This window comes from Mycobacterium sp., assembly GCF_035274705.1.
In the GTDB taxonomy this organism is placed as follows: Bacteria; Actinomycetota; Actinomycetes; order Mycobacteriales; family Mycobacteriaceae; genus Mycobacterium.
In genome coordinates, this window is the sequence record NZ_DATENY010000101.1 from 1 (window position 1) to 25,216 (window position 25,216).

Here is a 25,216-nt window from a genome sequence, read left to right on the forward strand (position 1 = left end):
TAGTGCATCTCGTCTTTGGGGCACTCCCAGTTGCGGCCCCAGAAGATCACTCCCCGAAAGAGCGCGAGGCCGTTCTCGACTTTGGCGACGCGGTCGGCCGGCATGGTGAGCATCCGGAACGGATAGCTATTCCAGTTCAGATCCAAAGCGGTGCCCGAGAGGTGATTGGAGTTCCACACATCGTTGGTCGGGGTCCAGCAGCCGCACACCCCGTTCCGAAGCGGCTCGACGTTGCCGTTGTACCAGGCCGCCCACGCTTTCAGGATCACAGACGCATCACCTCCGCGCACCGGCAGCCGAATGTCAGTCCCCGGGATGGGGGCCCTTTCGGTGTCTTGTGCGCTGCACTGCGCCCAGCCGTTCTCCGTTATCAGCGCCATGGCAGTTGCCCCCATCTGTTGCGGACTGCTGCAGTCGATGGTGACGCTGAATTCGACGGTGGGCGCGAGTAGTGGACTACCTCATTCTCCGAGACGCGCGACGAAGGATCAGCCCGCTAGCACGAGCACCGGCACCGGGCTGTGCCGCAGAATCTTGGATCCACGCGAGCCAATGAACACGCGGGCGATTCCGCCTACCGGCGAGGTGCCAATGGCCAGTAGTTCGCCCTCCTGCCATTCGGCCGCGTCCAGTGCCTCGTCCCAGCCGTTGCCGGTGACCACCTGCAGCACCGCGTCGTCACCCACCACGCCTTCGGACCTCAACTGCGACAGCGACTCGCGCGCGTGGGACGCCAGCTGCTCGAGGATCGAGTCCTCGGCGCGCAAGCCCACCTCCGGCGGATACATCGTGCGGCCGCGAACCGCGAATGTGACCACACGCATCGGAACTTGCAGTCGTTCGGCGAGCGCCGCGGCGCGCTCCACCACGTGACGTGTTTCCAGAGTGCCGGGGTAGGCGGCAGTGATGCGGGTCAGTCCACCGGCTTTCGATCCGCGATATCCGCGGGGCGCGATGGCGAGTGGTACCGGTGACGAGTGCAGCAACCGGTCTGCGGTCGATCCCACGACCACCTGGCCGAGCTTGCCGTCGGCCGCCGATCCCAGTATCAGCGCCTCGGCATCGAGTTCGGCGACGGCCTCCAGCAGTCCGCCGGACGCCGACCGGTGGGAGATCTTGTGGTACTTCACATCCAGCCCGTCGGCCAGCGCACCGATGACCTGCTGTGCTTCCTTGGCGGAGTTCGCCGCCAATTGCTCGGCGTACTGGGCGTATTCGGCGTCGATCCGGCCCAGCGACGGCGTCATCCATGGCCGCGGCACGACCGTGACCACCGTCAACGACGTCTTCAACGTCCTCGCCGCTTCGACGGCCAGGTACAGCGGTGACCGGCCACCCTTGCCGGCCAGATAGCCGACCGCGACGGTCACGGCTCATCCTCGTGCTTGGTGACGAAGTGGTGATCCTTCGGTTCTTCAACGAACATGACGTCGTCGTCACCAGGAACCGCGGTCGGGATGTAGCCATCTGCGCCACCGGCATTGAGTGCACTGTGGCGGCGACCCCACAACAGGTAGAACACCAGCACTGCGCCGACACAGCCGCCGAAGACCAGCCATGTCTGCCAGCGCAGGCCGTAGAGCACAGCTGCGCATGCGAGGACAGAGAGGACGGGCGTAACGGGGTAACCCGGCACTTTGAACGGGCGCTCCAGATTGGGTTCGCGCACCCGCAGGATGATGACGCCGATCGACACCGTGATGAAGGCGACCAGCGTGCCGATCGACACGGCATCCAGCAGCCAGGTCAGCGGAATGAAACCGGCAAGGATCCCGGTGGCGACCGCGACGATGATGGTGTTGCCGACAGGAGTCATGCTGCGCGGGTTGACCTTTGCGAACATCGACGGAAGCAGTCCATCCCGGCCCATCGCGAACAGGATGCGGGTCTGGCCGTACATCACGACCAGGGTCACCGAGAAGATCGAGATCACCGCTCCCGCGGCCAGAAGCGTGCTGGCCCACGTTCCGCCGGTGATCTTCTCCAGGATCACAGACAGCCCCGCTTCGGCCTGTTCTTCCGAGCCGAACTCGGCGGCGTCCTGTGTGCCGAGTCCGGCGAAGGCGACGAGGATGTAGAAGCTGGTGACCACGATCAGTGCGGCAATGATCGCGCGGGGCATGGTCTTTTGCGGATCCTTCACCTCGTCACCGGCTGTCGATACCGCGTCGAGGCCGATGAACGAGAAGAAGATCATGCTCGCGGCCGTGGTGATGCCGGCCAAGCCCTTGTCCCAGAAGCCGTGGAAGTGGTCGGCGTTGAAACCGGTGAGCGCAATGACGATGAACATCAGAAGCACACCGAGCTTGATCAATACCATGATGGTGTTCACCGTTGCGGACTCGCTGGCACCGCGGATGAGCAGCAGCATGCACATCCCGATCAGCAAGACGGCGGGTAAGTTGACGATGCCCGGGGTGGCATCCCAGGGGGCTGACGTCAATGACTGCGGGAGTTGCCAACCAAACAGGTTGTCCAACAACTTGTTCACGTACCCGCTCCACCCAACTGCTACTGCGGAGATGGACACGCCGTACTCCAGAAGCAGACAGGCTGCCACACCCATCGCGACGAATTCGCCCATCGTCGTGTAGGCGTACGAGTATGTCGAGCCCGACACCGGCACCGACGACGCCATCTCCGCGTAGCAGATCGCGGACAGGCCGGCCGCGATGGCGGCGAGGACAAACGAGATGAGCACCGCCGGGCCCGCCTCCGGCACTGCCGCAGACAGCACGAAGAAGATGCCGGTGCCGACGGTCGCGCCAACACCGAACAGTGTCAGCTGGAATGTGCCGATGCTTCTCTTCAGGTGATCGGAGGCACCGTGTGCGACCGGGGCGCCGGCCACGGGCCGACGACGCCATAACTGCTGGGAGAGGCTTTGAGATGGGGCGGTCATGGTGCCTCCTGTGGGCCTATAACTGACTACCGGACAAGTGTGAACCGGTCTCCGCCAAAACTTCGGCGAACTGGCCAATCGCCCAGTCGATCTCCTCGGCGGTGATGACCAGCGGCGGAGCGAAGCGCAGTGTCGAGCCCTGCGTGTCCTTGACCAGTACCCCGCGTTCGGTCAGCTTCATGCTGATCTGCTTGCCGGTGGCCAGGTCTGGATCGATGTCCACGCCGGCCCACAAGCCCATGCCGCGCACGGCCACTACGCCGTGGCCGATCAGCGCTCGTAGCCGGCTGTGCAGGCGCTCGCCGAGTTCGGCTGAGCGGGTTTGGAATTCGCCGCGGCGCAGCATCCCCACCACCGTGGTGCCGATGGCGGCGGCGAGCGGGTTACCGCCGAAGGTCGAGCCGTGCTCGCCGGGATGCAGTACGCCGAGGACATCACGGTTGGCGACCACCGCGGACAACGGAACCACGCCGCCGCCAAGGGCTTTACCGAGAAGGTAGATGTCGGGCACAACGCCCCAGTGGTCGCATGCGAACGTGCGCCCGGTGCGGGCCAGGCCGGACTGGATCTCGTCGGCGATCATCAACACGTTGCGCTCGGTGCATAGTGCGCGGACGCGCGGAAGGTAGTCCGCGGGCGGCACGATGATTCCCGCCTCGCCCTGGATGGGCTCGATCAGCACCGCGACCGTGTTGTCGTCGATGGCCGCCGACATCGCTTCGGCGTCACCGAACGGCACGGCACGGAATCCGGGCGTGTACGGACCGAAGCCGCGGCGCGCCGCCTCGTCGTCGGAGAAGCTGATGATGGTCGTCGTGCGGCCGTGAAAGTTGTTGTGGGCGACGACAATATTGCTCTCGCCGGGCGCAACGCCCTTGACGTCGGTGCCCCACTTGCGGGCCACCTTGATGCCGCTTTCCACTGCTTCGGCGCCGCTGTTCATCGGCAGCACCATGTCTTTTCCGCACAGCTCGGCCAGGGCCTCGCAGAACGGTCCGAGCGCCTGAGAGTGGAACGCGCGGCTGACCAACGTCACTTTGTCGAGCTGGGCGTGGGCCGTCGCCGCGATCTCGGCATTGCGGTGTCCGAAGTTGACGGCCGAGTACGCGGCCAGGCAGTCGAGATAGCGCCTGCCCTCCACATCGGTGATCCAGGCGCCATCGGCGCTGGCGGCAACGACCGGCAGCGGCGAGTAGTTGTGCGCGACATGGCGGTCTTCGATCGCGATTGCCGCGTCGGTTGCGGTCACGGTGTCAAGAATGGTCACGGATGTACCTCCAGCGTGCAGCATTTGACGGATCCACCGCCCTTGAGAAGCTCCGAAAGATCCACCCCGATCGGCCGGAAGCCGGCCGCGCGCAACTGCTCGGCGAAGCCGACGGCAGCGGCGGGCAGCACGACATTCAGGCCGTCGGAAACGGCGTTGAGGCCAAGAACATACGCGTCGGCGCTGCCGACCTCGATGGCGTCGGGGAACAGCTCGAGCAATCGCATCTGCGATGTTTCGCTGAACGCCGGCGGGTAGTACGCGATCGTGGTGTCGTCGAGCACGGCCAGCGCGGTGTCGAGGTGGTAGAAGCGCGGATCGACCAGCTCGAGGCTGACGACCGGCATCCCGACGGCCCTGGCGATCTCGTCGTGGGCGCGCTGTTCGGTACGGAAGCCGTAGCCGGCCAACACGATTGAGCCGACGACGAGCAGGTCGCCCTGACCCTCGTTGAGATGGCGGGTGTAGAGCGGCTCGTAGCCGTGGTAGGCCATCCACTCGGCGTACGCATGGGCCTCGCCAGCGCGCTGCGGATAGGCGAAGCGGGCCACGACGGCGGTGTCGTTGACAATCAGTCCGCCGTTGGCCGCGTAGACCATGTCCGGCAGGCCGGCGACGGGTTCGACCAGCTCGACGGTGTGGCCCAGTTCCTTATACGTCTGGCGCAGGGTCTCCCACTGGTTCATCGCGACGTGGATGTCGACTTCGGTCGACGTGTCCATCCATGGGTTGATGGCGTACTCGACGGCGAAGAAAGTCGGCGCCGTCATGGCGTAGTGGCGGGGAGATGGCGCGCGCTCAGATCGTTGGTCGGCGCCGGGGCGCCTCCGTGTTGCGGCGACCTCGGAGCGCGAAATAGCGTCGGCGATAATCGTCATGAAATAAACGATATGTGGCGTTGATTTTGCAATCAATCGCCGTTTGTTGCGTGTCTACCTGTGATCTATTGCGCCAGACGCCGAAATGCGGCAGTTTATTGCGTGGAGGTGATCATGGAGCGTCTGGACGAGACCGACGAGCGGATTCTTGCCGAGCTAGCCGAGGATGCGCGGGCCACATACGCCGAGATCGGGCAGCGGGTGAACCTGTCGGCTCCGGCCGTCAAGCGGCGGGTAGACCGCATGCTCGACAACGGAGTCATCCGCGGATTCACCACTGTCGTCGACCGCAGCGCGCTGGGCTGGAACACCGAGGCCTACGTGCAGGTGTTCCGCCACGGCACCATCGCCCCCGATGACCTCCGAGCGGCATGGATCGACATCCCCGAGGTGGTCAGTGCGGCCACCGTCACCGGCACGGCCGATGCGATGCTGCATGTGCTCGCGCGCGATATGCGGCACTTGGAAGAGGCGCTCGAACGGATTCGTTCAGCTGCGGAAGTCGAGCGCAGCGAGAGCATTGTGGTCCTGACGAACATCATCGATCGGATGCGGGGCTAAGACCACAACCGCAGGGTGACGTACATATCGCCGGGCCCATCGTGTAGAAAACCCCACGTGAGCACAACTGGTGGCGTCGTGATCGTCGGAGGTGGACTGGCGGCTGCCCGCACGGCTGAGCAGCTGCGCCGTTCGGAGTACACGGGCCCGATCACCATCCTTAGTGACGAGGACCATCTGCCGTACGACCGGCCACCGCTGTCCAAGGAGGTATTGCGCGCCGAAACCGATGACGTGACCCTCAAGCCGGCCGAGTTCTATGACGAGAACGAAATCACGGTTCTGCTCGGGAAGGCCGCGCGTTCGGTGGACACCGCCGCGCGGACGGTGACGTTGGCCGATGGCAGCTCGCTCGCCTACGACGAGTTGATCATCGCAACGGGTTTGGTGCCCAAGCGAATTCCGTCGTTTCCAGACCTTCCGGGGATTCACGTCCTGCGGTCGTTCGACCAGAGCCTGAAGCTGCGTCGCGAGGCCGGCTCGGCGCGGCATGCCGTTGTTGTCGGCGCCGGGTTCATCGGGTGCGAGGTCGCGGCGAGTCTGCGTGGCCTCGGCGTCGACGTCGTCCTGGTCGAACCGCAGCTCGCGCCGCTGGCATCGGTGCTCGGCGAGCAGATCGGATCGCTCGTCGCGCGGCTGCACCGCGCCGAAGGCGTCGACGTGCGTTGCGGCGTCGGTGTCGCCGAGGTCCGCGGAGCTGAGCGCGTCGAGACGGTCGTGCTGTCCGACGGCGCCGAGCTCGACTCGGATCTGGTCGTCGTCGGCATCGGATCCCATCCCGCCACCGCGTGGCTGGAGGGCACGGGCGTCGCGGTGGACAACGGCGTCGTCTGCGACGCGGTCGGCCGTGCCAGCGCTCCGCATGTCTGGGCCATCGGCGACGTCGCATCGTGGCGCAACACCGTGGGGCATCAAGTGCGCGTGGAACATTGGAGCAATGTCGCCGACCAGGCGCGCGCTCTGGTTCCGGCGATGCTGGGCCAGGAGCCGCCGGCGGCCGTCACGGTGCCGTACTTCTGGAGCGATCAGTACGACGTGAAGATCCAGTGCCTTGGAGAACCCGAGGCCACCGACTCCGTGCACGTCGTCGAGGACGACGGCCGAAAGTTCCTGGCGTTCTACGAGCGTGACGGCGTCGTCGCCGGCGTGGTCGGCGGCGGCATGCCGGGCAAGGTGATGAAGAGCCGAGCCAAGATCGCCGCGGGCGCACCGATTTCGGAGGTCCTCACCTAGCGACTTGTGCACGGTTTGCCGCGCCTACCGCCAATTCTCGTGCACAAGTCGCGTCAGAGCTCGCCGAGATAGAAGCGGATGCCCTGGTCGTCGCTGCACTGCGCCGACTTCCCGTAGGCCTGCTGGGACGGCTCGTCGATGACGGTGCCGCCAGCCTCCCGCACCCGGGCCACCGCGGCGTCTACGTCCTCGACGGTCCACATCGGCACGGTCACCTGCTGGGCGCTGCCGCCCGCGACACCGGCCATCGGATGGGTCTGCTGCACCTGCCAGCCGTCGTCGATGCGGCCCGGCTCGAACGTCCAGAACAGCACGCGGCTGTAGAACGCCCTGAACGCCGACGAGTCCGTCACCTCATACGTGATGTACGAAAGCTCGCCCGGCCCAGAGCCGTTGAGCTCGGGCCGTGGCTCGCCGGGATTCGGCTGGAAGACCGCGAACGCGGCGCCCTGTGTGTCGGTACCGGCGAGCACCGTGCCGAAGTCGAACTCCTGAGGCTCGTCGACGGTGCCGCCGCCGTCCAGAATCGCCTGCCGGGCGCCGTTCAAATCGGTGACCGCGTAGCAGCAGAGCATCCCCTGCGGGCTGGCGACGCTGAAGATCCCGATGTGCTGCTTGGTGTTGGTGACCTGATGGGTCGTCGGGTCATACACCCACCCGAGCACGTGGCCATAGAACGCCGCGGCGCGGTCGGCGTCCGGCGTCCACACCGAGACATAGCCGACATCGCCGTGCTGGATGGGCGTCGCGGCGCCGGTGACCGGTCCGGACAGCATCCAGCGATGCCCGAACGGGTCGATGATGGCGGCGCTGCGGGCCCCGTAGTTCTCGTAGGGTTCGCGCTGCACGTCGGCGCCCCGTTCACGGGCGCGTTCCAACGCGGCATCGGTGTCTGGCACGTGCAGCATCAGGCTCACCGAAACAGCCTGCGGTGCAGGAGCTTTCAAACCGATTTCGGGATACTCGTCGGCCAGGTACAGCACGCCACCGGAGATCGCCAGCTCGGCATGGCCGATGCGGCCGTCATCCATCTCGATGGGTTCTCCGACGAGCGTCGCGCCGAATGCGTCGACATACCAGGCGATGGCCTCGCGGGCGTTGGCGACGGCAAGGTACGGCAACGCCGCAGGTCGCGGGGGAGCGGACGGAACCGCTGCGGCGGGGTCGGTCAGTTCGGCGATGGTGGTGTCTGTGCCACTCATGACAACTCCTTGGGTTCGATTGGGAAGGGACAGTGCTGATTCCAGGCGTGCGCGCAGGTGGGCCGCGAACGCCGGATCCGGCTGGACCGGAAGCTCGTCGCCATGCAGCACGGTCAGCGGATCGTGGGTGTTGTTCACGACTTCCCTCCTTCCGGCTCCGGGTAGTGAGATCTGAATGCGCGGCGGGCCCGCACCAGCAGCGCCTCCGTGGCGTGCACGGTGCGCCCGATCAGTTCCGCGCACTCGGGCACGGAACAGTCGTCCATGTAGCGCAAGGCCAGCACAGTCCGGTGCTGCTCGGGCAACTTGGCCAATACACTCTCGGCGACGATGCGGTCGAGTTCGACGTCCCAGTCGTCGGCTGGGTCGATGGGCTCGGGCAACTCGGCGACCGGAATGCTGAACCGGTCGTGCCGACGGCGGTAGTGGTCGGCGAGTTTGTGGCGCGCCACGCCGAGTAGCCACCGCACCGTCAACGGCGGCGGAGCGTCTTTCCGTGCGGCGTCCATCGCCGCCAGAAAGGTTTCCGACGTCAGGTCCTCGGCGGTTCCGCGGTCACTGCAGCGCCGCACGAAATAGCCGTAAACGACCGGCAGCGCATCGTCGTACAACGCCAGCAGTGCCCGCGGAGCGTCGTTGCCGTTCGGCTCGGCGCTCACACCCTTATAGTCGCCGCCGCGACCCGAACTCCGACGGGTTGGCCGAAAAATTCTTCAGTGGCTCAGCGGTACACGGGCGTCCAGCGCACGTCGGCGATGCGTGCGGCCAGTTGTTCGGGGCTGCGCTTGGGTGCCACGCCGTCCGCGACGGCCTGGACCGCGACGGCGCGGGCGATGCGGACGGCGATCTCGGGTATGTCTGACCATGCGGGCAGCAGCGGCCGCGTCGGATCGGTCAAGGCGGGCGAGGCGTCGCCGAGCGCGGCGGCCGCGGAGCGCATCATCTCGTCGGTGACGCGCGTGGCCTGTGCTGCGGTCACGGCGAGTCCCATCGCCGGAAAGATATATGCGTTGTTGCACTGCGAGATCGGGCGTTCCACGCCATCGCGATGCAGTGGCGCGAACGGTGAGCCCGTCGCGATCAGCGCGCGCCCGTCGGTCCAGGCGTCTAATTCGGCTGGATGCGCCTCGGCACGACTGGTCGGGTTGGACAGCGGGAAGATGATCGGCCGCTCGGTCTTGCCGGCGAGCTCGCGGACGATCTCCTCGGTGAAAGCGCCAGCAGCCGTTGACAACCCGAGCAGGACGCCCGCGTCGACGTGGTGCACGACGTCGGCCAGCTGAGCGGGGCCGGACAGGCCCCAGTCCGCGACGCGGCCGGCCGGCTGGGCGAACTTGCGTTGCCCAACCGACAGGTCCGTGCGGTCGTCGGTCAGCAGGCCGACGACGTCGACGACCCAGATCCGCGCGGACGCCTCCTGCGCGGACAGCCCTTCGGTCACCATCTGGCGGTGGACCATCTCCAGTACGCCGATGCCTGCCGAGCCGGCACCCAACATCACGACCTGCTGTTGCGACAGCGGCCGACCGGCGACCGTCGCTGCGCCGTGCAGCGCACCGAGCGTGACGGCCGCGGTGCCCTGGATGTCGTCGTTGAACGTGAGCAGCCTGTCCCGGTAGCGCTCGAGGATCGGCTGCGCGTGCGCGGTCGCGAAGTCCTCCCATTGCAGCAGGACGTCCGGCAGTTCTTCGGCCACCGTGTTCACGAAATCGTCTATGAATGCGTAATACTCGTCGTCGCCGATCCGCCGGTGCCGCCAGCCGAGATATTGCGGATCCTCGAGAAGCTCGACATTGTCGGTGCCCACGTCAAGCACGATCGGCAGGGTGCGCGCCGGATCGATCCCGCCAATGAGTGTGTACAGCGAGAGCTTCCCGATCGGGATGCCCATGCCGCCGATGCCCTGGTCGCCGAGGCCGAGGATGCGCTGGCCGTCCGTCACCACAATCACGTCGATGCCGTGCAGGGGCCGGTTCCGCAAGACTTCCCGCAGATTCTCCCGGTCCGGATACGACACGAACAGACCTCGCGGACGACGATAGATCTCGCTGAACCGTTGGCAGGCCTCACCGACGGTCGGGGTGTAGACGATCGGCATTGTCTCGGAGATGTGGTCGCTCAGCACCCGGTAGAACAGGACCTCGTTGCGATCCTGCAGAGCGCGCAGATAGATGTGTTTGTCGAGACCGTCACGGCGCGTTGAGAACTCGTTCCAGCAGTATTCAACCTGCTGGTCGAGCGTCTTCTCGGCGATCGGGAGCAGACCCAGTAGACCGAACTCGCGGCGCTCGGCCTGGGTGTACGCGGTGCCCTTGGTCCACAACGCGTCGAACAGCAGCGCTTGTCCCGTCTTCTTTTTTGGCATCGAGCTCCCTCCCGCGACGGCTTCAACCTAACGTGGCGTCGGCGAAGAGTCGGGAGTATTCATCGATCCAGGGCCCGCAGCCCGTCGGCGACAGTGTCGAACGCATCGCCCAATGCCTGCGCCAGCGAAACCGATTCGTCGGCCAGCCAGTGCTCGTAGGCCGAGAGCGCCACCCCGAGCATCGTCCAAGCCACGGTCTGCGGCACCAAATCCTCCGGCTTGGTGCCCAACCGCTGCGCCACGAATGCGGCGACCACGGCGCGCCAGCCCGCGTACATCGTCATCGAATAGGCCTGCAGCGCAGCGGTCTCCAGGATGACGCGCATTCGCTGACGGTGTCGGGCCGTTTCCTGTTCGTCGAAGCTGTTGAACGCCAGCAGCGCGGTACGCAATGCGTCCCGAATAGGCACATCCGGGTCTAGGCCTGTCAGCAGGTCACGCATGTGGTCGAGGTGGGCGTCGAAATCACCCCACGGCAGTGCGTTCTTGGAGGCGTAGTACCGAAAGAGGGTGCGACGGGCGATTCCGGCGGCCTCGGCGACGTCGTCGACGCTGACCTCGTCGAAGCCGTGAGCGGCGAAGAGGTCGATGGCCACGTTGCTGATGTGGTCCCACGTCGTGGAGCGCCGCCGCCCCAAGCGACGCGGGGAATCCCGCCTCATCCGGACCCGTCCTTCCATTTCGGCACTCGATGCCATATTCTTGCGATCTCGATCACAATTGTCGAGGTACTTGGCAAGGAAAGGAAGACGTCGATGGAGCCGAACCAGCAAATCGCAACTGAAGAGCTCGTCACCGAGACCCTGGTCGAAGAAGTGTCGATCGACGGGATGTGCGGGGTCTACTGACCCGTGACGGCGTCTGTGGCGTTCGACCCGGATCTGCGCTGGCGGCTGCACCACCAGGTGGCCGTGCGGCCCGAGCCGTTCGGCGCGCTGCTGTATCACTTCGGCACGCGCAAGCTGTCGTTCTTGAAGAACCGGACGATCGTCGAGGTGGTCAACTCGCTGAGTGAGCACCCTGACGCGCGATCGGCCTGTCGTGCCGCGGGAGTCGACGACGCCGCGCAGGCGCCCTATCTGCAGGCCCTAGGCGTGCTCGCTCAATCGAAGATGGTGGTGCCGCAATGACAACTGCGCAGCCCGTGCCGCGGTTGGTTGAACAGTTCGAGCAAGGCCTCGACGCGCCGATCTGCCTGACGTGGGAACTGACCTACGCGTGCAACTTGGCATGCGTGCACTGCCTGTCGTCGTCGGGTAAGCGTGATCCGCGTGAGCTGACGACGCAGCAGTGCAAGGACATCATCGACGAGCTCGAGCGCATGCAGGTGTTCTACGTGAACATCGGTGGCGGCGAACCGACTGTGCGCCCGGACTTCTGGGAGCTGGTCGACTACGCGACCGCCCACCACGTCGGCGTGAAGTTCTCCACCAACGGAGTGCGCATCACCCCCGAGGTGGCAGCCAAGCTCGCGGCCAGCGACTACGTCGACGTCCAGATCTCGCTGGACGGCGCGACAGCGGAAGTCAACGACGCCGTGCGCGGCGCCGGCTCGTTCGCGATGGCTGTCCGGGCGTTGGAGAACCTCGCGTCGGCCGGGTTCAAAGACGCCAAGATCTCGGTGGTGGTGACTCGCCACAATGTCGACCAGCTCGACGAATTCGCCGCTCTTGCAGCACGTTACGGAGCCACTCTGCGTATCACCCGGCTGCGGCCCTCCGGCCGCGGCGCCGACGTGTGGGACGAACTGCATCCCACCGCCGAGCAGCAGGTGCAGCTGTACGACTGGTTGGTCGCCAAAGGCGACCGCGTCCTCACCGGCGACTCATTCTTCCATCTGTCCGGCCTGGGTGAACCCGGCGCGCTGGCCGGGTTGAACCTGTGCGGCGCAGGTCGTGTCGTCTGCCTCATCGACCCCGTCGGCGATGTGTATGCCTGCCCATTCGCAATCCACGATCGCTTCCTTGCCGGAAACATCCTGTCGGACTCAGGCTTTGGGACGGGCTTCGCCAACGTCTGGAAGAACGCGCCGCTGTTCCGCGAACTACGCGAACCGCAATCAGCCGGCGCGTGCGGCAGCTGTGGCCACTACGACAGCTGCCGCGGCGGCTGCATGGCCGCCAAGTTCTTCACCGGCTTACCGCTCGACGGGCCGGATCCCGAATGTGTGGAGGGCTACGGCGCACCCGCACTCGCGGGAGAGCGTGTCAAGCCCAAGCCGAGCGTCGACCACTCACGAAAAGGGCCCGTCATGCTGGAATTGGGGAGAAGCCTTCTCAAGCCCGATGTCGCCGCCAAAGCGGCTCCGGCCCGCTTGTGTAACGAAAGCCCGGTTTAGCCATGGCACGCGACAAATGGTTCGAGACGGTGGCGTACTGCCAGCAGGCGGCAAAGAAACGGCTGCCGAAGTCGGTGTACAGCGCCTTGCTAGCGGCAAGCGAGAAGGGTGTCACGGTCGCCGACAACGTCGACGCCTACGCCGAGCTTGGATTCGCACCACACGTCATCGGTGCGCTGGAGAAGCGCGACCTGTCGACAACCGTGATGGGACAGCAGATTTCGCTGCCAGTAGTGATCTCTCCGACGGGTGTGCAGGCGGTTCACCCCGACGGTGAAGTGGCCGTCGCCCGTGCCGCGGCGGCACGCGGCACCGCGATGGGACTGTCGTCGTTTGCCAGCAAGCCGATCGAAGAGGTCATCGCGGCCAACCCGAAGCTGTTCTTCCAGGTGTACTGGCTCGGTGGCCGCGACGCGATCGCGGCCCGTGTAGAACGCGCCAGGGAAGCGGGCGCCGTCGGCCTCATCGTCACCACCGACTGGAGCTTCTCGCACGGCCGTGACTGGGGCAGCCCCAAGATTCCCGAAGAGATGAACTTGCGCACCACCGTGCGGATGCTTCCCGAAGGGTTGACCCGACCGCGCTGGCTCCTGGAATGGGCCAAGACCATGCGTCCACCCAACCTGCGGGTGCCCAACCAGGCACAGAAGGGCGAACCCGGTCCGCCGTTCTTCGCGGCCTACGGCGAGTGGATGGGCACGCCGCCTCCGACGTGGGAAGACATCTCGTGGCTGCGCGAGTTGTGGGGCGGACCATTCATGCTCAAGGGCGTGATGCGCGTCGACGACGCGAAACGTGCTGTGGATGCCGGTGTTTCGGCTATCTCGGTCTCCAACCATGGCGGCAACAATCTCGACGGCACGCCCGCGTCGATCCGAGCCCTGCCTGCGATCGCCGATGCGGTCGGTGACGAGATCGAGGTTTTGCTCGACGGCGGGATACGGCGCGGAAGCGACGTCGTCAAGGCGTTGGCGCTCGGCGCACGGGCGGTGATGATCGGCCGGGCCTATCTGTGGGGGCTGGCGGCCAACGGCCAGGCGGGTGTCGAGAACGTCCTCGACGTCTTGCGCGGCGGCATCGACTCGGCGCTCATGGGCCTCGGTCGCGCATCGGTCCACGACTTGGTTGCCAGCGATGTGCTCGTCCCGCCCGGCTTCACCCGCGCGCTCGGCGTCCCCGCCGACCCCGACGCCTGACGAGCAACTCTGCCGAAGCCGAATGCGCTGGTACAGGCGAGGCGGAGGGGACTGGCGTGACCCATCGGCGGGGTCTTGAGAGAAAATCTCGGAAATCAATTGCTGCGCATGCGCCAACAATTGGCGCACGCCAGGTGAATTCGGCCTACCATCGGCGGGTGGCTTTCCCCAGCGAGCTCGGGAACTCAACGTCGAGACAGCTGCACAGCACGTCACCCGCGTTGATCATCCCGGTCGGTTCTGTCGAACAGCATGGACCCCACCTGCCGCTGGACACCGATACCCGCATTGCGACGGCGGTTGCCCGCGCGCTTCGTGAACGGCTCACGGACCGGAATGAATCCAACTGGATGCTGGCGCCGGCGATCGGCTACGGCGCGAGCGGAGAGCACGAGGGCTTCGCCGGCACCATCTCGATCGGGACGTCCGCGCTGCGTCTTTTGCTGGTGGAGTATGGGCGGTCGGCATCGAAATGGGCATCTCGCCTTGTCTTCGTCAACGGCCACGGCGGCAACATCGAGGCATTGGCCGCGGCTGCGGCTTTGCTTCGGTATGAGGGGCGCGACGTCGGCTGGTGTTCGTGCAGCGCGGAAAACGCCGATGCACACGCCGGCCACACCGAAACATCTGTATTGCTACATATTTCGCCGACCGACGTGTGGGCTGACGAACGTCAACCCGGCAACAGCGCGCCGCTAGCGCAATTGCTGCCGCAGATGCGTAGCGGCGGTGTGGCCGCGGTCAGCGAACTCGGAGTACTGGGTGACCCGACCACGGCAACCGCCGACGAAGGTGAGCGCATCTTTGTCGAGATGGTCGACAAATGTTTGCGGCGCGTTACGCGCTGGGTACCCGACCGCGACGGGATGTTGACATGACAGGGCCGCGGCTGCCGGATGGGTTCGCCGTTCAGGTGGATCGCCGGGTGAAGGTGCTCGGCGAGGGCGCTGCCTTGCTGGGCGGATCACCGACCCGGCTGCTACGGCTGGCTCCCGCCGCTCAGACCATGCTCAACGGCGGACGGCTCGAAGTGCACGACGCGGTCAGCGCACAGCTGGCACGCGCGTTGCTCGATGCCACCGTCGCCCATCCGCGGCCAGCCACCGGCCCCTCGCATCGCGATGTGACGGTCGTTATTCCGGTGCGGGACAACGTTTTTGGTCTTCTACGCTTAGTGGCGACGTTGCGTGGCATGCGGATCGTCGTGGTGGATGACGGCTCGACCACTCCGGTGCAGGAGAGCGACTTCGCGGGGATGCACGGCGACGTTTCGGTGCTGCGCCACCAGCGCAGTAAGGGGCCTGCCGCTGCTCGCAACACCGGCCTGGCCGCATGCAACACCGACTTCGTGGCGTTCCTCGACTCCGATGTGGTGCCGCGGCGCGGTTGGCTTGAAGCGCTACTCGGTCACTTCTGCGACCCCGCGGTGGCACTGGTCGCACCCCGCATCGTAGGAATGCCGCAGGCCGACAACCCGGTGGCCCGCTACGAGGCTGTGCGGTCGTCGCTCGACCTGGGTCTGCGCGAGGCCCCGGTGGTGCCCTACGGGACCGTCTCCTACGTGCCCAGCGCGGCCATCATCTGCCGCCGCGCGGTGCTCACGGAGGTCGGCGGATTCGACGAGACGCTCAAGTCCGGCGAAGACGTCGATCTGTGCTGGCGGTTCATCGAGGCCGGCGCCCGGCTGCGCTATGAACCCATCGCTCTGGTCGCTCACGACCACCGTACGCAGCTGCGAGATTGGTTGGCACGCAAGACGTTCTACGGAGAGTCGGCCGCTCCGCTGTCGATCCGGCACCCTGGCAAAACCGCTCCGCTGGTGATCTCGGGCTGGACGCTTGTGGTATGGATCCTGTTTGCAATGGGCTCGGGCGTCGGCTACTTCGCGTCGATGATCGTGGCCACACTAACCGGCCGTCGCATTGCCAAGTCGCTGAGCGCGGTCGAGACCGAACCCAAGGAAGTGGCGGTGGTGGCCGCGCACGGCCTGTGGTCGGCCGCGCTTCAGCTCGCGTCGGCAATCTGCAGGCACTACTGGCCGATCGCCCTAATTGCGGCGGTGATATCTCGCCGATGTCGCCACGTGGCCCTGGTCGCGGCCGTTATCGACGGGGTGGTGGATTGGATCACCCGCAACGGCAACGCCGAAGAGGACACCAAACGTGTCGGCCTGCTCACCTACGTCCTGCTCAAACGGCTCGATGACATCGCATACGGCGCGGGGCTTTGGACCGGCGTGGTGCGTGAGCGACACCTGGGCGCACTGAAGCCCCAGATCCGGACCTGATGCGGTGCCTTGCATAGCGATGTGCTGATCGTCGGAGCCGGCAGCGCAGGATCCGTTCTGGCCGAACGCCTTTCCGCTGATCCCGGATGCCAGGTGACGGTTGTCGAAGCAGGCCCCGGCCCATCGGATCCTCGGGTGGGTGCGCAGATCAGTGACGGCCTGCGGCTGCCGATCGGCGAGGCCAGCTCGGTCGTGCGCCGCTACCCGACTCTGCTCACAGAAGACCCCGAAAGGCGCGCGCAACTGATGCGCGGCGCAGTGGTCGGAGGATCGGGTGCGGTCAACGGGGGCTACTTCTGTCGGGGGCTCCCCTCGGATTTCGACAGTTGGGGACTGGCGGGATGGACGTGGGATGACGTCCTTCCGCACTTCCGCGCGATAGAGACCGACCTCGACTTCGACAACCTGATTCACGGGTCCGACGGTCCGATCATGGTGCGCCGCGTCGCCGAATTCGACGGTTGCACAGCCTCGTTCGTGCGGGCGGTTACAGACGCCGGCCACGATTGGATCAGCGATCTCAACGGTGCCACACCGGACGCACCATTGTCACCCGGAATCGGAGCGGTTCCGCTCAACATCAACGGCGGCACCAGGGTTGGCCCGGGCGGCGCGTACCTGCAGCCGGTGATGGATCGTGCCAACCTGACCTTGCTGACAAGCACCCGCGTGCGCCGCGTCCGGATAGTGGCGGGCCGAGCCGTTGGCGTAGCGTGCGCCGGACCCGACGGTGCCGTCGACTTGACGGCGGATCGGATCGTACTGTGCTGCGGAGCAATTGGATCGGCTCACCTGTTGATGCTCTCCGGGGTGGGCCCGTACGACGTGCTGGTCTCTGCGGACATTCCCGTAACGGTGGATCTCCCCGTCGGCGCGGCGTTCATCGACCATCCTGAGTGGGTGTTGCCGGTGAATTGGTCCGCCAGCCACGGGTTGCCGCCTCTGGAAGCGGTGCTCACCACCGCCGACGGGCTTGAAATCCGGCCCTACACTGCGGGATTCGGTGCGATGATTCGTGGCCGCCACGATGACCCCGCAGACCGCCCGCACATCGGGGTGGCATTGATGCAACCCAAGTCCCGCGGCCGCATAACAGTCATGTCCGGCGACGCCGAAGCATCACCCGTCATCGAGCATCGCTACGACAGCGAACCCGACGACATCGCGAGACTGCGAGCAGGTTCCGAGCTGGCACGTGAATTGGCCGGTCTGACAGCCGAAGTAGGGGAGACCTCGTGGTCAACCTCGCAGCACTTGTCCGGCACGGCCCCGATGGGTGGTGGCGACGATCCGGCTGCCGTCGTCGACCCACAATGCCAGGTCCACGGCGTCGACGGACTCTGGGTTGTCGACGGATCGGTGCTGCCGATGATCACGAGCCGCGGACCGCATGCCACGATCGTGATGGTCGGGCACCGAGCCGCGGAGTTCATTGCGCCGTGAGTGTGACCAGCGCTTCCGCGAGGACCGTCGCCGCGACCACGCCGTCGATCACCGGGACGCTCAACTGCCGGCCGAGTGGTTCGGCGAACCGCGCCATTGCGGCACAGCCCAACACTATTGAACGGCTCCCATCCGTCTCGAGGGCATGCTCGCACAACTCGCTGATCGGTTCGACGATGGTCGGATCGGCGGCGATCCGCAACACAGGAATATCGCAGGCGTAGACGCCAAGACACTGTGTCGGCGTGTAGGCCTTCGCGAGCTGCCAGGCCGGCGAGCAGTGCGCCGCGGCGACAGTCAACAATCAGATCCGCGCGCGTGGCGACAAGTTCTTGACGCTGGCGTCGATATCCTGAGCAGACCGGGCGAGGGCATCGACCATGGTCGTCGCTCTCCTTCGGTGGAATACTTTTGAGACTAATAATCTTGGTCCGAGACCGACAGTCTTGTTCCCGCGTTGGAGGTGATGTAAACGATGGCCGTCCCCAGCTCGCCCGTGGGCCCGGTGAGTAGTGACCCGCGGCCGGCCCGTTCGCGGGCTCGTCTGCTCGACGCCGCGACAACGCTGTTGAGATCGGGTGGTCCTGGTGCGGTCACGATCGATGCGGTCACCCGCAGCGCCAACGTGGCGCGGGCCACCCTGTATCGCCATTTCTCAAGCGCCAACGACTTGGTGGCGGCGGCGTTCATGAGTCTGATTCCACCGGCGCCTATGCCGCCTGAGGACGGGTCGCTACGGGAGCGGCTCAACGCGACCGTGGTGGCGTGGGCGGAGTCGATCGCCGAAGCACCCACGACGCTCACGGCTATGGCGTGGCTCTCGCTGGGGCCGGACATCAGCCACGTGCCAGCTGTGTGTCAGACCGAGACCGGCAGTCCGGAGGTGCGCTCCCTGCGCGCGCGCATCGCCGAGCAGTATTCCGCGCCGTTCGACGCGATCTTCGATAGTCCTCAGGCCGCCGCCGAGCTCAAACCTGTCGACCGGGCAATGGCTTTCGCGTTGCTGATCGGTCCGCTGGCGTTCGGCAGGCTCAGCACGCTGACTGAGTTCGACTACCAGGGCGTTGCGATCGCCGCGGTCAACGGGTTTCTGAAATGCTTCGCGAAGGAACCGGAAATCACTTGACGGAGTAGCGAATCGGCAGGTGCTTGAGCCCGCCGACGAACGTCGTCGCTGCAAGTTGGGGTGTCCCCGCCAGTTCGATGGACTCCAGCCGGGGTATCAGCTCGGAGAAGAAGCTGCTGATCTCCATTCTGGCGAGCGCCGCGCCCAGGCAGAAGTGCACACCGTAGCCGAACGCGACGTGCTTGTTGGGATCACGGCTCACGTCGAATCGGAACGGATCGTCGAAGGCTTCTTCATCGCGGTTACCGGAAACATAAGCCAGATATACGGATTCGCCCTTGGCGATCGGAACCCCTCGCACCTCGGTATCCGCAGTCGCTGTTCGCATGAACTCCTTGACCGGGGTTACCCAGCGGATCATCTCCTCGGTCGCGGTTCCCATCGACCGTGGGTTTTCCTGTAGCCGCTGCAACTCGCCCTGATTGTCGATGAGCGCGCGTAACCCTCCGGCGATCGTGGCACTTGTGGTGTCGTGGCCGGCGGTGGCGATGATGACGTAGTAGGACATGGTTTCGAGATCGGACAGCGGTTGTCCGTCGATTCGGGCATTGGCGATCGCCGATGCCAGGTCTTCGGTCGGGTGTTCCCGGCGTGAGGCGGTCAGCGAGGTGAAATAGGTGAAGAAATCGAGCAGCACCGCGTTCTGGTCTTCGAGAGTCGTGCCGCGCTTGTACTCCTCTTCGTCGCCGCCGAACAATTCCTGGGTGAGCTTGAGCATCCGAGGAAAATCCGATTCGGGCAGCCCGAGCAGCGAAAGAATCACGTACAGTGGGTAATTCACTGCGACCTCCTGGACGAAGTCGCATTCGCCGTCAGAGTCGCGCATCTTGTCGACGTACATCTTCGCGAGCTCGTCGACCCGGATCTTCAAATCGCGCATGGCTTTTGGCCGGAACCAGTCCGCGCCAATGGCCCGCACGGCGCGATGCTGCGGATCGTCCATGTGAATCAACGTGCGCAGGCCGCCGCCGGCCGCCAGCATTTCCTGGGCCATGTCGTCGGCTTCCGCGGTGGCCAGCAGCGGTCGCGGCTCGTTGATCCACAAGGTGTTATCGCGCTCGATGGCCATGATGTCGGCGTGCTTGGTGATCGCCCAGAACGGCCGGTAGGGCGGGTTGTCCACCCATGCGACCGGGTTGTGCGCCCGCAGATGGCTCAGCGCCGCATGTAGCCGTGTGTCGTCGGCGTAGGCCGTCGGATCGGCCAGGATCTTTGCGGCGTCATCCATCGTCGGCGTGCTCATTTGGGCTCCTCACTGCGGGCGGCGGCGGAACTTGACGGGTGTCAAATTCGAAGTGTATGTGACGACGACCGCTCGAGGGAAGAAATCGGTGCATCCTGTGCCACTAGGCTCGAACCTCGTGCTCCCCCCATCGGTTCGACGTCTCGGCCGTTCCGTGGTGGCGCTCATCTTCAGTGTGGTGCTGGCAGTCGGATGCGGCCGCGGCGACGGCGCGCCGCCACACAAGGCTCTGCCGCACCCGGCCGATCCCGCGGTGGTGCAGACCGCAGAGGGCGCGCTGCATGGCGTCGTCGCACCGGATCACCGCCTGTTCGCGGGAATCCCTTATGCCGCACCACCGGTCGGGCCGTTGCGGTGGCAGCCGCCCGCTCCCGCTCTGCCCTGGCAGGGAGTACGTGATGCCACCCGCTTCGGGCCGCGCTGCATGCAGGACCCCAGCGGTGATCTGGAGTTCGGCCGCCAGACTGACGAGGACTGCCTGACCCTCAACGTGTGGACCCCGCCGGCCGGCGGGGAGCACAGGCCGGTGATGGTGTGGATCCACGGCGGCGCCTTCGTCAACGGCAGCGGCGGCGTCTATGACGCGCGCTGGCTTGCGAACCGGGGAGACATAGTCGTCGTCACCCTCAACTACCGGCTGGGTGCGCTGGGGTTTCTGGCGCATCCGGCGCTCGGGCCGCCTGGTGACGTCGGAAACTACGGCCTTGCAGACCAGCAGGCCGCGCTGCGCTGGGTGCGCGACAACATCGCAAACTTTGGCGGCGATCCCGACAAGGTGACGGTTGCCGGAGAGTCCGCCGGCGGCATGTCGGTATGCGACCACCTCGTCGCACCCGACTCCGCGGGATTGTTCAGCGCGGCGATCATCCAGAGCGGGCCCTGCCAGGCGCAGGTCGCCCTGCCGGTCGCGGAGAAGAACAGTCTGGACTATGCGGCCGAATTAGGTTGCGGCGATCCGCAATCCGCGGCGCAGTGCCTACGTGGTTTACCGGCGGACAAGCTACGAACGCCGGTCTGGTACTACCGCGTCGGCGAAGATTCGCTGTCCGGTCCGGTCACCGGGACCAAGGCACTGCCGGTGGACCCGATCACCGCGATCGCCGACGCACGCGCGGCCAGGGTGCCGGTGATGATCGGAACCAACCGCGACGAGTTCACGTTGTTCGTGGCGCTGCAGACACTGCGGGGGCGTGAGTACACGGCCGACCAGTACCCACAGTTGTTGGCCGAGACGTTCGGCGCCAACGCGGATGCGGTCGAGGCGCATTACCCGCTGCCCCGCTATGACAATGTGTCCCTTGCTTATTCGGCGACTGTGACCGACGGCGTGTTCGCTTGTGTAGCCGATCGGATGGCCGACATGTTCGCGCGGGACGAACCGGTGTACGCCTACGAGTTCAACGACCGTGGCGCGCCGGCCCCTGACCCGCTGCGCCACGTGGCGTTCCCGGTCGGTGCAAGCCATTCGTTGGAGCTGCGCTATCTGTTCGACATCGGGGGTGCGCCGCCGCTCGATCCGGCACAACAGAAGCTGTCGGAGCAGATGATCGACTACTGGAGCCAGTTCGTGGCCAAGGGCGCCCCGCGCGCCGACGGCCAACCGGAGTGGCCCGAACTCGGCGGCGACTCGGCGGCGGGCAAGTTCATGTCGCTGCAGCCGGATGGCAGCCGTGTCGTCACCGACGTCGAGCAGGCGCATCAATGCCCGTTCTGGGCCGGGCTGAAAGGCTGACCCCATGCCGACTCCCGATCCTCAGTCGTTCGCCGACACATGGGTTCGGGCGTGGAACGCCCACGATGTCGAGGCGGTGCTCGAGCACTTCGGCGACGACGTCGTGTTCACCTCGCCGGTGGCCGCACGCGTCGTACCGGAGAGCGGGGGAGTCGTGCGGGGCAAAGCCGCGTTGCGCGAGTACTGGACGACGGCGTTGAAGATGCTGCCGGGCTTGTACTTCGACGTCGTCGGCGTCTACCGCGGCGAGTCGACATTGGTCATCAACTACCGAAACGAGCGTGGCGGGCTGGTCAACGAGGTGCTCACGTTCGATCCGCAGGGCCTGGTTCGTGAGGGCCACGGCACGTACCTGGAGCAAACGGCGTTGGGCCCGATGTGGGAAGCTGATTAATGGTGCTCTAGGTCTGCAAAGGGCCACTTGCCGCGATGGTGTTGAGCTATATTCGCTCAATCTATTGGTTCAGTCGCGAATGTGCACATGGAGGCCTACTTCAGCCACAGCTACCGAGATGTTCCTGTCAACGCATACTTCTCGGAGTTGTTCTCGGACGCTGGTATAACGCTGCGCGCCGATCAAAAGACTGATGTCTGGTGCACTGCCAAGCTTGAGCGTTATCTGTTCGAGACGGATGGCTTTGTCTCCATCATCCCGCGCCGGATCGCAGCCGACGAGTCGGTCACCTACTCGCCGTACATCGCACGTGAGCTAATGCTCGCGCGGCGATCGCGCGGTCCGCGAATTCTGTTCGTCGACGGCCAACTGCTGACCGAGTTCCCGTCGGAATTTCCCCCGTGGGCTGTTCCGTTCTTTCATGGTGAGCCCGAAACCGAGCGCATCCGTCATGTCAAGGCTATCGACGGATTCCGCAAATATGTCGGGAGCGCTGTCCGCGCGCAACGCAGATATGAAAGGCGCCGGGCGACCGTCATTGCTGGGAACGATCCACAACTGAGGGATGCCGCAAGTCACGTCGCCGCAATTCTTCGCAAGGAGGACTACGCGCCGACCGTCAGGTATGCGGCGGGTATGGATGAGGCCTTCGACGACATCGAGGCGTTTGAGTCGATCCTCGATTCCGAGCTCTGCGTCTTTGTGTTGGGCGACGTTCTTTCGCATTCCGACCTGTACATGGCGATGGCACATGCGCATTGTGTACCGTCGGTGCGCCTGCGGCACGATCCCGCCGCCACCAGCTCTGAGCCGGAGCTTTCGGGTGTCGTTCGCTGGAGATCTCCAGCCGAACTCGAGCCGCAGTTCCGCAAGGTCTTCGACAACTACCTAAGCGTCTTCGAGAACCCCATGAGTGAGAGCGATCTCGAGCGACTTGCCACCCCGAAAACGAATGGTCAAGTCTGGGATCCAACTAATGGGCCTGCCCTCGTCGCGCATATACATCCCGACAACCCGTATGTGAGCGATCGGGTTACTGGTGTGCTGCGTGGCATCAACAGCACTGCGGAGAGCCGAGTTCACAGCGATGAGGTGTGTCGTGGGCTCTACGACCGCATCAAGATGGACCGCTTCTACTACACATTCGAGCCGGCATTGAGTCGGCCTGTCGCGCAGCGGATTCGCCCTCCCAATGAACTTGACACACTCAACTGCGGGACCTGCCTCGACTTCGCGTGCATGTTCGCGTCGCTGTTGGAGGCGGCACACGAGAAGCCCATCGTTGTCGTCACCCGCTCGGATTTTGGCGCACATGCACTGAGCGGTTATCTCGCGCCAGACCACGTGCCTTGGGATGACGTGCCCACTCTCGGGGATGTCCGCGGAGCGTTGAAACGTGGCGAAATAGTTCTCTTCGAAACCACCGGGGCAGTCGAAGTCCGCGGACGAACGGTAGCTGCCGAAACCGAAATCGAGCGCCTAGAGGGCAAGTACATGCTCGACTACCGCACCGCAAAGCTAGCCGCGGAAAGGCTGTTGTTGGGGGACGCCATCGAGCTACAGCACTTCATCGACGTTCGCCAGTTGCGCCGTCAAACGAGTTAAAGCCAGACCCTTGGAAGGATCAACATGGCCAGCCCCGTACAGCTTTACCAGCGCGAGATGCACAAGAACATGGGGTTTTTCGCGACATGGCTACCGTCGAGTGCCATCGAACTTGGGGACATCGGGGTCCTCGAAGCGGGTCGTTTTCGGCGTATTGGCTCGCTGAAGGAACTCGGAATTGTTGACGTGGACGTGCGCGAAGGAGCGCCCGAGAACGTCAGCTACTCGGCGTCGGCGAAGCGAAGCAGCGGCATCTCGGCGGGTGCGGCCACCGCCGTTCCGGTGGTGAGCGGCGAGGTTTCGATCGAGTTCGCGAGCGAGGGCGGATATGTCTTCGAAGCCATGGCGATGCGACAGATGGAGATCTCAGATCGCATGGCGCTGGCAGCCGCCCTGCTCCAGTCGTACAAGAAGGGTGCTTGGCAGGCGGAATGGCTTGTTGTGGACACCGTCTACACCGCGCATTCTGCGACGGTCCTGGTCTCGCAGGATACGGTGTCGAAGATCGTCCTGAAGGCGAGTGCAGCGACGCTGCCTCTCGGCACGCTGCTATTGGCCGATCCCAACCTTGGCCTAACAGTTGCTTCGTCAAGCGGTCGGATCGTCCACGTCATCGCGGCGGATAACCTGCGCCCGCTGTACTCATGCGTCAAAGTTCGTGATCCCTTACTCGGGAGGCCGAGTGTGGTGCCGGTGCGCGGAGAGGACGACCGAGGTATAAGCCCTCTGCGGCGGCCAGGAATCGACGATCTTCTCAACTCGTAGCCCAACCCAGAACTGTGTCGCGATCAGGTTGAGAGTTCTCCGTAGCTGACTGAAATCCTCAGAGCCACCAATGCCGCGCGAGGCGCAACAAGCTGCGGGGAGATGGCAATTTTGCGACGAATCGCGATATAGCCGCGGTTTCGGCGGTCAATGGGCCGGAGTCACCCAGCACGTGATGTCGGCGTGCACGACCTCGACGCCGTTGCGGTCGCGGACGCTGACCGGCACGACAACCTCCGTGCCATCGGTGATCGCATCGAAGTCCGGCGGGTCCAGCCGCGCCTGCGCCCGCAGGGACGTCGTCGCCTTCTCTAAGTACTGCACATTCATCGCCTTGGGGATCCAGCGATGGGTCGTCGGCACGGTGGCCTCCATCAGCATCCCCATCGCCATCTCGGCGGCGTTGCACGAGGCGATCGCGTGCACGGTGCGCAGATGGTTGTACAGGAAGAACCACTTCGGCACCTCGACTTCGGCGAACCCCGGCTCCATGCCGACCACGTGGGGCACGATCGACGCGAAATAGGGCACCCGCACCATCGCCGCGACCGAGAACAAGCGGCTGCCGCCCGGCCGCTCGGCGAGGCGTTTCCACATACGATATGTGCTGGTCGAACCCGCCACGCCAGCCAACCTTACTCTGGAGTAAGGAAGCCCGTGGGTCTCCTTGGCCAGGGAT

Annotated in this window: 26 protein-coding genes; 14 read left to right on the forward strand and 12 right to left on the reverse strand. The window is 65.1% G+C overall.

The window, feature by feature from the left end; all coding sequences use genetic code 11:
• The 5 genes from VJV41_RS21205 to ddaH form a co-directional block, all read right to left on the reverse strand.
• Nucleotides 1-380: M15 family metallopeptidase (locus tag VJV41_RS21205; protein WP_325336994.1), on the reverse strand; the 380-nt coding region annotated here is incomplete at its 3' end.
• A gap of 108 nt (nt 381-488) precedes the next feature.
• Complete coding sequence (locus VJV41_RS21210; protein ID WP_325336995.1) at nt 489-1,370, reverse strand: universal stress protein; 882 nt, start codon at nt 1,368-1,370, stop codon at nt 489-491.
• A complete protein-coding gene (locus VJV41_RS21215; RefSeq protein ID WP_325336996.1) occupies nt 1,367-2,902 on the reverse strand; it encodes an amino acid permease in 1,536 nt (511 codons plus the stop codon). The genes VJV41_RS21210 and VJV41_RS21215 overlap by 4 nt, the downstream gene beginning before the upstream one ends.
• 16 nt (nt 2,903-2,918) lie before the next feature.
• On the reverse strand, nt 2,919-4,169 hold the full coding sequence (gene rocD, locus VJV41_RS21220; RefSeq protein WP_325336997.1) for an ornithine--oxo-acid transaminase: 1,251 nt from the start codon (nt 4,167-4,169) through the stop codon (nt 2,919-2,921).
• Complete coding sequence (gene ddaH / locus VJV41_RS21225) at nt 4,166-5,047, reverse strand: dimethylargininase (protein ID WP_414685017.1); 882 nt, start codon at nt 5,045-5,047, stop codon at nt 4,166-4,168. The genes rocD and ddaH overlap by 4 nt, the downstream gene beginning before the upstream one ends.
• Nucleotides 5,048-5,161: 114 nt before the next feature.
• On the opposite strand from ddaH, the gene VJV41_RS21230 reads away from it, so the two are divergent.
• Together VJV41_RS21230 and VJV41_RS21235 are read left to right on the forward strand one after the other, a co-directional pair.
• Entirely contained in the window at nt 5,162-5,608 is a 447-nt protein-coding gene (locus VJV41_RS21230) for an Lrp/AsnC family transcriptional regulator (protein ID WP_325336998.1), read from the forward strand.
• A 24-nt stretch (nt 5,609-5,632) separates the two neighbouring features.
• The gene (locus VJV41_RS21235) at nt 5,633-6,841 is read left to right on the forward strand and encodes an NAD(P)/FAD-dependent oxidoreductase (protein ID WP_325337057.1); all 1,209 of its coding nucleotides are present in this window, start codon (nt 5,633-5,635) and stop codon (nt 6,839-6,841) included.
• Nucleotides 6,842-6,894: 53 nt separating this feature from the next.
• Here VJV41_RS21235 and VJV41_RS21240 read toward each other — a convergent pair whose 3' ends face one another.
• From VJV41_RS21240 to mftR, 4 genes are all read right to left on the reverse strand, one after another.
• Nucleotides 6,895-8,181, reverse strand: coding sequence for a VOC family protein (locus VJV41_RS21240; RefSeq protein WP_325336999.1), 1,287 nt, complete (start codon nt 8,179-8,181; stop codon nt 6,895-6,897).
• Complete coding sequence (locus VJV41_RS21245) at nt 8,178-8,702, reverse strand: sigma-70 family RNA polymerase sigma factor (RefSeq protein ID WP_325337000.1); 525 nt, start codon at nt 8,700-8,702, stop codon at nt 8,178-8,180. Before VJV41_RS21245 ends, VJV41_RS21240 begins: the two co-directional genes overlap by 4 nt.
• A gap of 62 nt (nt 8,703-8,764) precedes the next feature.
• A complete protein-coding gene (locus VJV41_RS21250; RefSeq protein ID WP_325337001.1) occupies nt 8,765-10,408 on the reverse strand; it encodes an NAD-dependent malic enzyme in 1,644 nt (547 codons plus the stop codon).
• Nucleotides 10,409-10,467: 59 nt separating this feature from the next.
• Complete coding sequence (gene mftR, locus VJV41_RS21255; protein WP_325337002.1) at nt 10,468-11,070, reverse strand: mycofactocin system transcriptional regulator; 603 nt, start codon at nt 11,068-11,070, stop codon at nt 10,468-10,470.
• 93 nt (nt 11,071-11,163) lie between these two features.
• Here mftR and mftA point away from each other — a divergent pair, with 93 nt between their 5' ends.
• From mftA to mftG, 7 genes are all read left to right on the forward strand, one after another.
• A complete protein-coding gene (mftA, locus tag VJV41_RS21260) occupies nt 11,164-11,256 on the forward strand; it encodes a mycofactocin precursor MftA (RefSeq protein ID WP_325337003.1) in 93 nt (30 codons plus the stop codon).
• A gap of 3 nt (nt 11,257-11,259) precedes the next feature.
• Nucleotides 11,260-11,538: a mycofactocin biosynthesis chaperone MftB gene (mftB, locus tag VJV41_RS21265; RefSeq protein ID WP_325337004.1), complete on the forward strand. Its 279-nt coding sequence runs from the start codon at nt 11,260-11,262 to the stop codon at nt 11,536-11,538.
• Nucleotides 11,535-12,746: a mycofactocin radical SAM maturase gene (mftC, locus tag VJV41_RS21270; RefSeq protein WP_325337005.1), complete on the forward strand. Its 1,212-nt coding sequence runs from the start codon at nt 11,535-11,537 to the stop codon at nt 12,744-12,746. Before mftB ends, mftC begins: the two co-directional genes overlap by 4 nt.
• Before the next feature lie 2 nt (nt 12,747-12,748).
• Complete coding sequence (gene mftD / locus VJV41_RS21275; protein ID WP_325337006.1) at nt 12,749-13,942, forward strand: pre-mycofactocin synthase MftD; 1,194 nt, start codon at nt 12,749-12,751, stop codon at nt 13,940-13,942.
• Nucleotides 13,943-14,076: 134 nt separating this feature from the next.
• Nucleotides 14,077-14,820, forward strand: coding sequence for a mycofactocin biosynthesis peptidyl-dipeptidase MftE (mftE, locus tag VJV41_RS21280; protein WP_325337007.1), 744 nt, complete (start codon nt 14,077-14,079; stop codon nt 14,818-14,820).
• Nucleotides 14,817-16,229 (forward strand): mycofactocin biosynthesis glycosyltransferase MftF, encoded by a 1,413-nt coding sequence (gene mftF / locus VJV41_RS21285; RefSeq protein WP_325337008.1) that lies wholly within the window; start codon nt 14,817-14,819, stop codon nt 16,227-16,229. Before mftE ends, mftF begins: the two co-directional genes overlap by 4 nt.
• Nucleotides 16,230-16,238: 9 nt before the next feature.
• Nucleotides 16,239-17,672 carry a mycofactocin system GMC family oxidoreductase MftG gene (mftG, locus tag VJV41_RS21290; protein WP_325337009.1) on the forward strand — a complete coding sequence of 478 codons (1,434 nt, stop codon included), beginning with the start codon at nt 16,239-16,241 and terminating at the stop codon, nt 17,670-17,672.
• Here mftG and VJV41_RS21295 read toward each other — a convergent pair.
• The gene (locus tag VJV41_RS21295) at nt 17,659-17,973 is read right to left on the reverse strand and encodes an aspartate/glutamate racemase family protein (RefSeq protein WP_325337010.1); all 315 of its coding nucleotides are present in this window, start codon (nt 17,971-17,973) and stop codon (nt 17,659-17,661) included. The genes mftG and VJV41_RS21295 overlap by 14 nt on opposite strands.
• 174 nt (nt 17,974-18,147) lie before the next feature.
• On the opposite strand from VJV41_RS21295, the gene VJV41_RS21300 reads away from it, so the two are divergent.
• Nucleotides 18,148-18,798: a TetR/AcrR family transcriptional regulator gene (locus VJV41_RS21300; protein ID WP_414685018.1), complete on the forward strand. Its 651-nt coding sequence runs from the start codon at nt 18,148-18,150 to the stop codon at nt 18,796-18,798.
• Here VJV41_RS21300 and VJV41_RS21305 read toward each other — a convergent pair.
• Nucleotides 18,791-20,041, reverse strand: a complete 1,251-nt coding sequence (locus VJV41_RS21305) for a cytochrome P450 (RefSeq protein WP_325337011.1) — start codon at nt 20,039-20,041, stop codon at nt 18,791-18,793. The genes VJV41_RS21300 and VJV41_RS21305 overlap by 8 nt on opposite strands.
• A gap of 118 nt (nt 20,042-20,159) precedes the next feature.
• Here VJV41_RS21305 and VJV41_RS21310 point away from each other — a divergent pair, with 118 nt between their 5' ends.
• The 4 genes from VJV41_RS21310 to VJV41_RS21325 all read left to right on the forward strand — a co-directional run bounded on the left by VJV41_RS21310 (nt 20,160) and on the right by VJV41_RS21325 (nt 24,537).
• A complete protein-coding gene (locus VJV41_RS21310; RefSeq protein WP_325337012.1) occupies nt 20,160-21,773 on the forward strand; it encodes a carboxylesterase/lipase family protein in 1,614 nt (537 codons plus the stop codon).
• Nucleotides 21,774-21,777: 4 nt separating this feature from the next.
• A complete protein-coding gene (locus VJV41_RS21315) occupies nt 21,778-22,167 on the forward strand; it encodes a nuclear transport factor 2 family protein (RefSeq protein WP_325337013.1) in 390 nt (129 codons plus the stop codon).
• A gap of 87 nt (nt 22,168-22,254) precedes the next feature.
• Nucleotides 22,255-23,772: a hypothetical protein gene (locus VJV41_RS21320; RefSeq protein WP_325337014.1), complete on the forward strand. Its 1,518-nt coding sequence runs from the start codon at nt 22,255-22,257 to the stop codon at nt 23,770-23,772.
• Between the two features lie 24 nt (nt 23,773-23,796).
• Nucleotides 23,797-24,537 (forward strand): hypothetical protein, encoded by a 741-nt coding sequence (locus VJV41_RS21325; protein WP_325337015.1) that lies wholly within the window; start codon nt 23,797-23,799, stop codon nt 24,535-24,537.
• A gap of 147 nt (nt 24,538-24,684) precedes the next feature.
• Here VJV41_RS21325 and VJV41_RS21330 read toward each other — a convergent pair whose 3' ends face one another.
• Nucleotides 24,685-25,134 (reverse strand): hotdog fold domain-containing protein, encoded by a 450-nt coding sequence (locus tag VJV41_RS21330; RefSeq protein WP_325337059.1) that lies wholly within the window; start codon nt 25,132-25,134, stop codon nt 24,685-24,687.
• Nucleotides 25,135-25,216: the final 82 nt, after the last annotated feature.

What these genes read in the sequence shown, in the direction of transcription:
- VJV41_RS21315 (WP_325337013.1), top strand. Translation starts at nt 21,778, where the DNA reads ATGCCGACTCCCGATCCTCAGTCGTTCGCCGACACATGGGTTCGGGCG.
- VJV41_RS21325 (WP_325337015.1), top strand. Translation starts at nt 23,797, where the DNA reads ATGGCCAGCCCCGTACAGCTTTACCAGCGCGAGATGCACAAGAACATG.
- mftC (WP_325337005.1), top strand. Translation starts at nt 11,535, where the DNA reads ATGACAACTGCGCAGCCCGTGCCGCGGTTGGTTGAACAGTTCGAGCAA.
- VJV41_RS21215 (WP_325336996.1), bottom strand. Translation starts at nt 2,902, where the DNA reads ATGACCGCCCCATCTCAAAGCCTCTCCCAGCAGTTATGGCGTCGTCGG.
- VJV41_RS21320 (WP_325337014.1), top strand. Translation starts at nt 22,255, where the DNA reads ATGGAGGCCTACTTCAGCCACAGCTACCGAGATGTTCCTGTCAACGCA.
- VJV41_RS21330 (WP_325337059.1), bottom strand. Translation starts at nt 25,134, where the DNA reads ATGTGGAAACGCCTCGCCGAGCGGCCGGGCGGCAGCCGCTTGTTCTCG.
- mftA (WP_325337003.1), top strand. Translation starts at nt 11,164, where the DNA reads ATGGAGCCGAACCAGCAAATCGCAACTGAAGAGCTCGTCACCGAGACC.
- VJV41_RS21305 (WP_325337011.1), bottom strand. Translation starts at nt 20,041, where the DNA reads ATGAGCACGCCGACGATGGATGACGCCGCAAAGATCCTGGCCGATCCG.
- VJV41_RS21230 (WP_325336998.1), top strand. Translation starts at nt 5,162, where the DNA reads ATGGAGCGTCTGGACGAGACCGACGAGCGGATTCTTGCCGAGCTAGCC.
- mftD (WP_325337006.1), top strand. Translation starts at nt 12,749, where the DNA reads ATGGCACGCGACAAATGGTTCGAGACGGTGGCGTACTGCCAGCAGGCG.
- ddaH (WP_414685017.1), bottom strand. Translation starts at nt 5,047, where the DNA reads ATGACGATTATCGCCGACGCTATTTCGCGCTCCGAGGTCGCCGCAACA.
- mftF (WP_325337008.1), top strand. Translation starts at nt 14,817, where the DNA reads ATGACAGGGCCGCGGCTGCCGGATGGGTTCGCCGTTCAGGTGGATCGC.
- mftR (WP_325337002.1), bottom strand. Translation starts at nt 11,070, where the DNA reads ATGAGGCGGGATTCCCCGCGTCGCTTGGGGCGGCGGCGCTCCACGACG.
- VJV41_RS21250 (WP_325337001.1), bottom strand. Translation starts at nt 10,408, where the DNA reads ATGCCAAAAAAGAAGACGGGACAAGCGCTGCTGTTCGACGCGTTGTGG.
- VJV41_RS21300 (WP_414685018.1), top strand. Translation starts at nt 18,148, where the DNA reads ATGGCCGTCCCCAGCTCGCCCGTGGGCCCGGTGAGTAGTGACCCGCGG.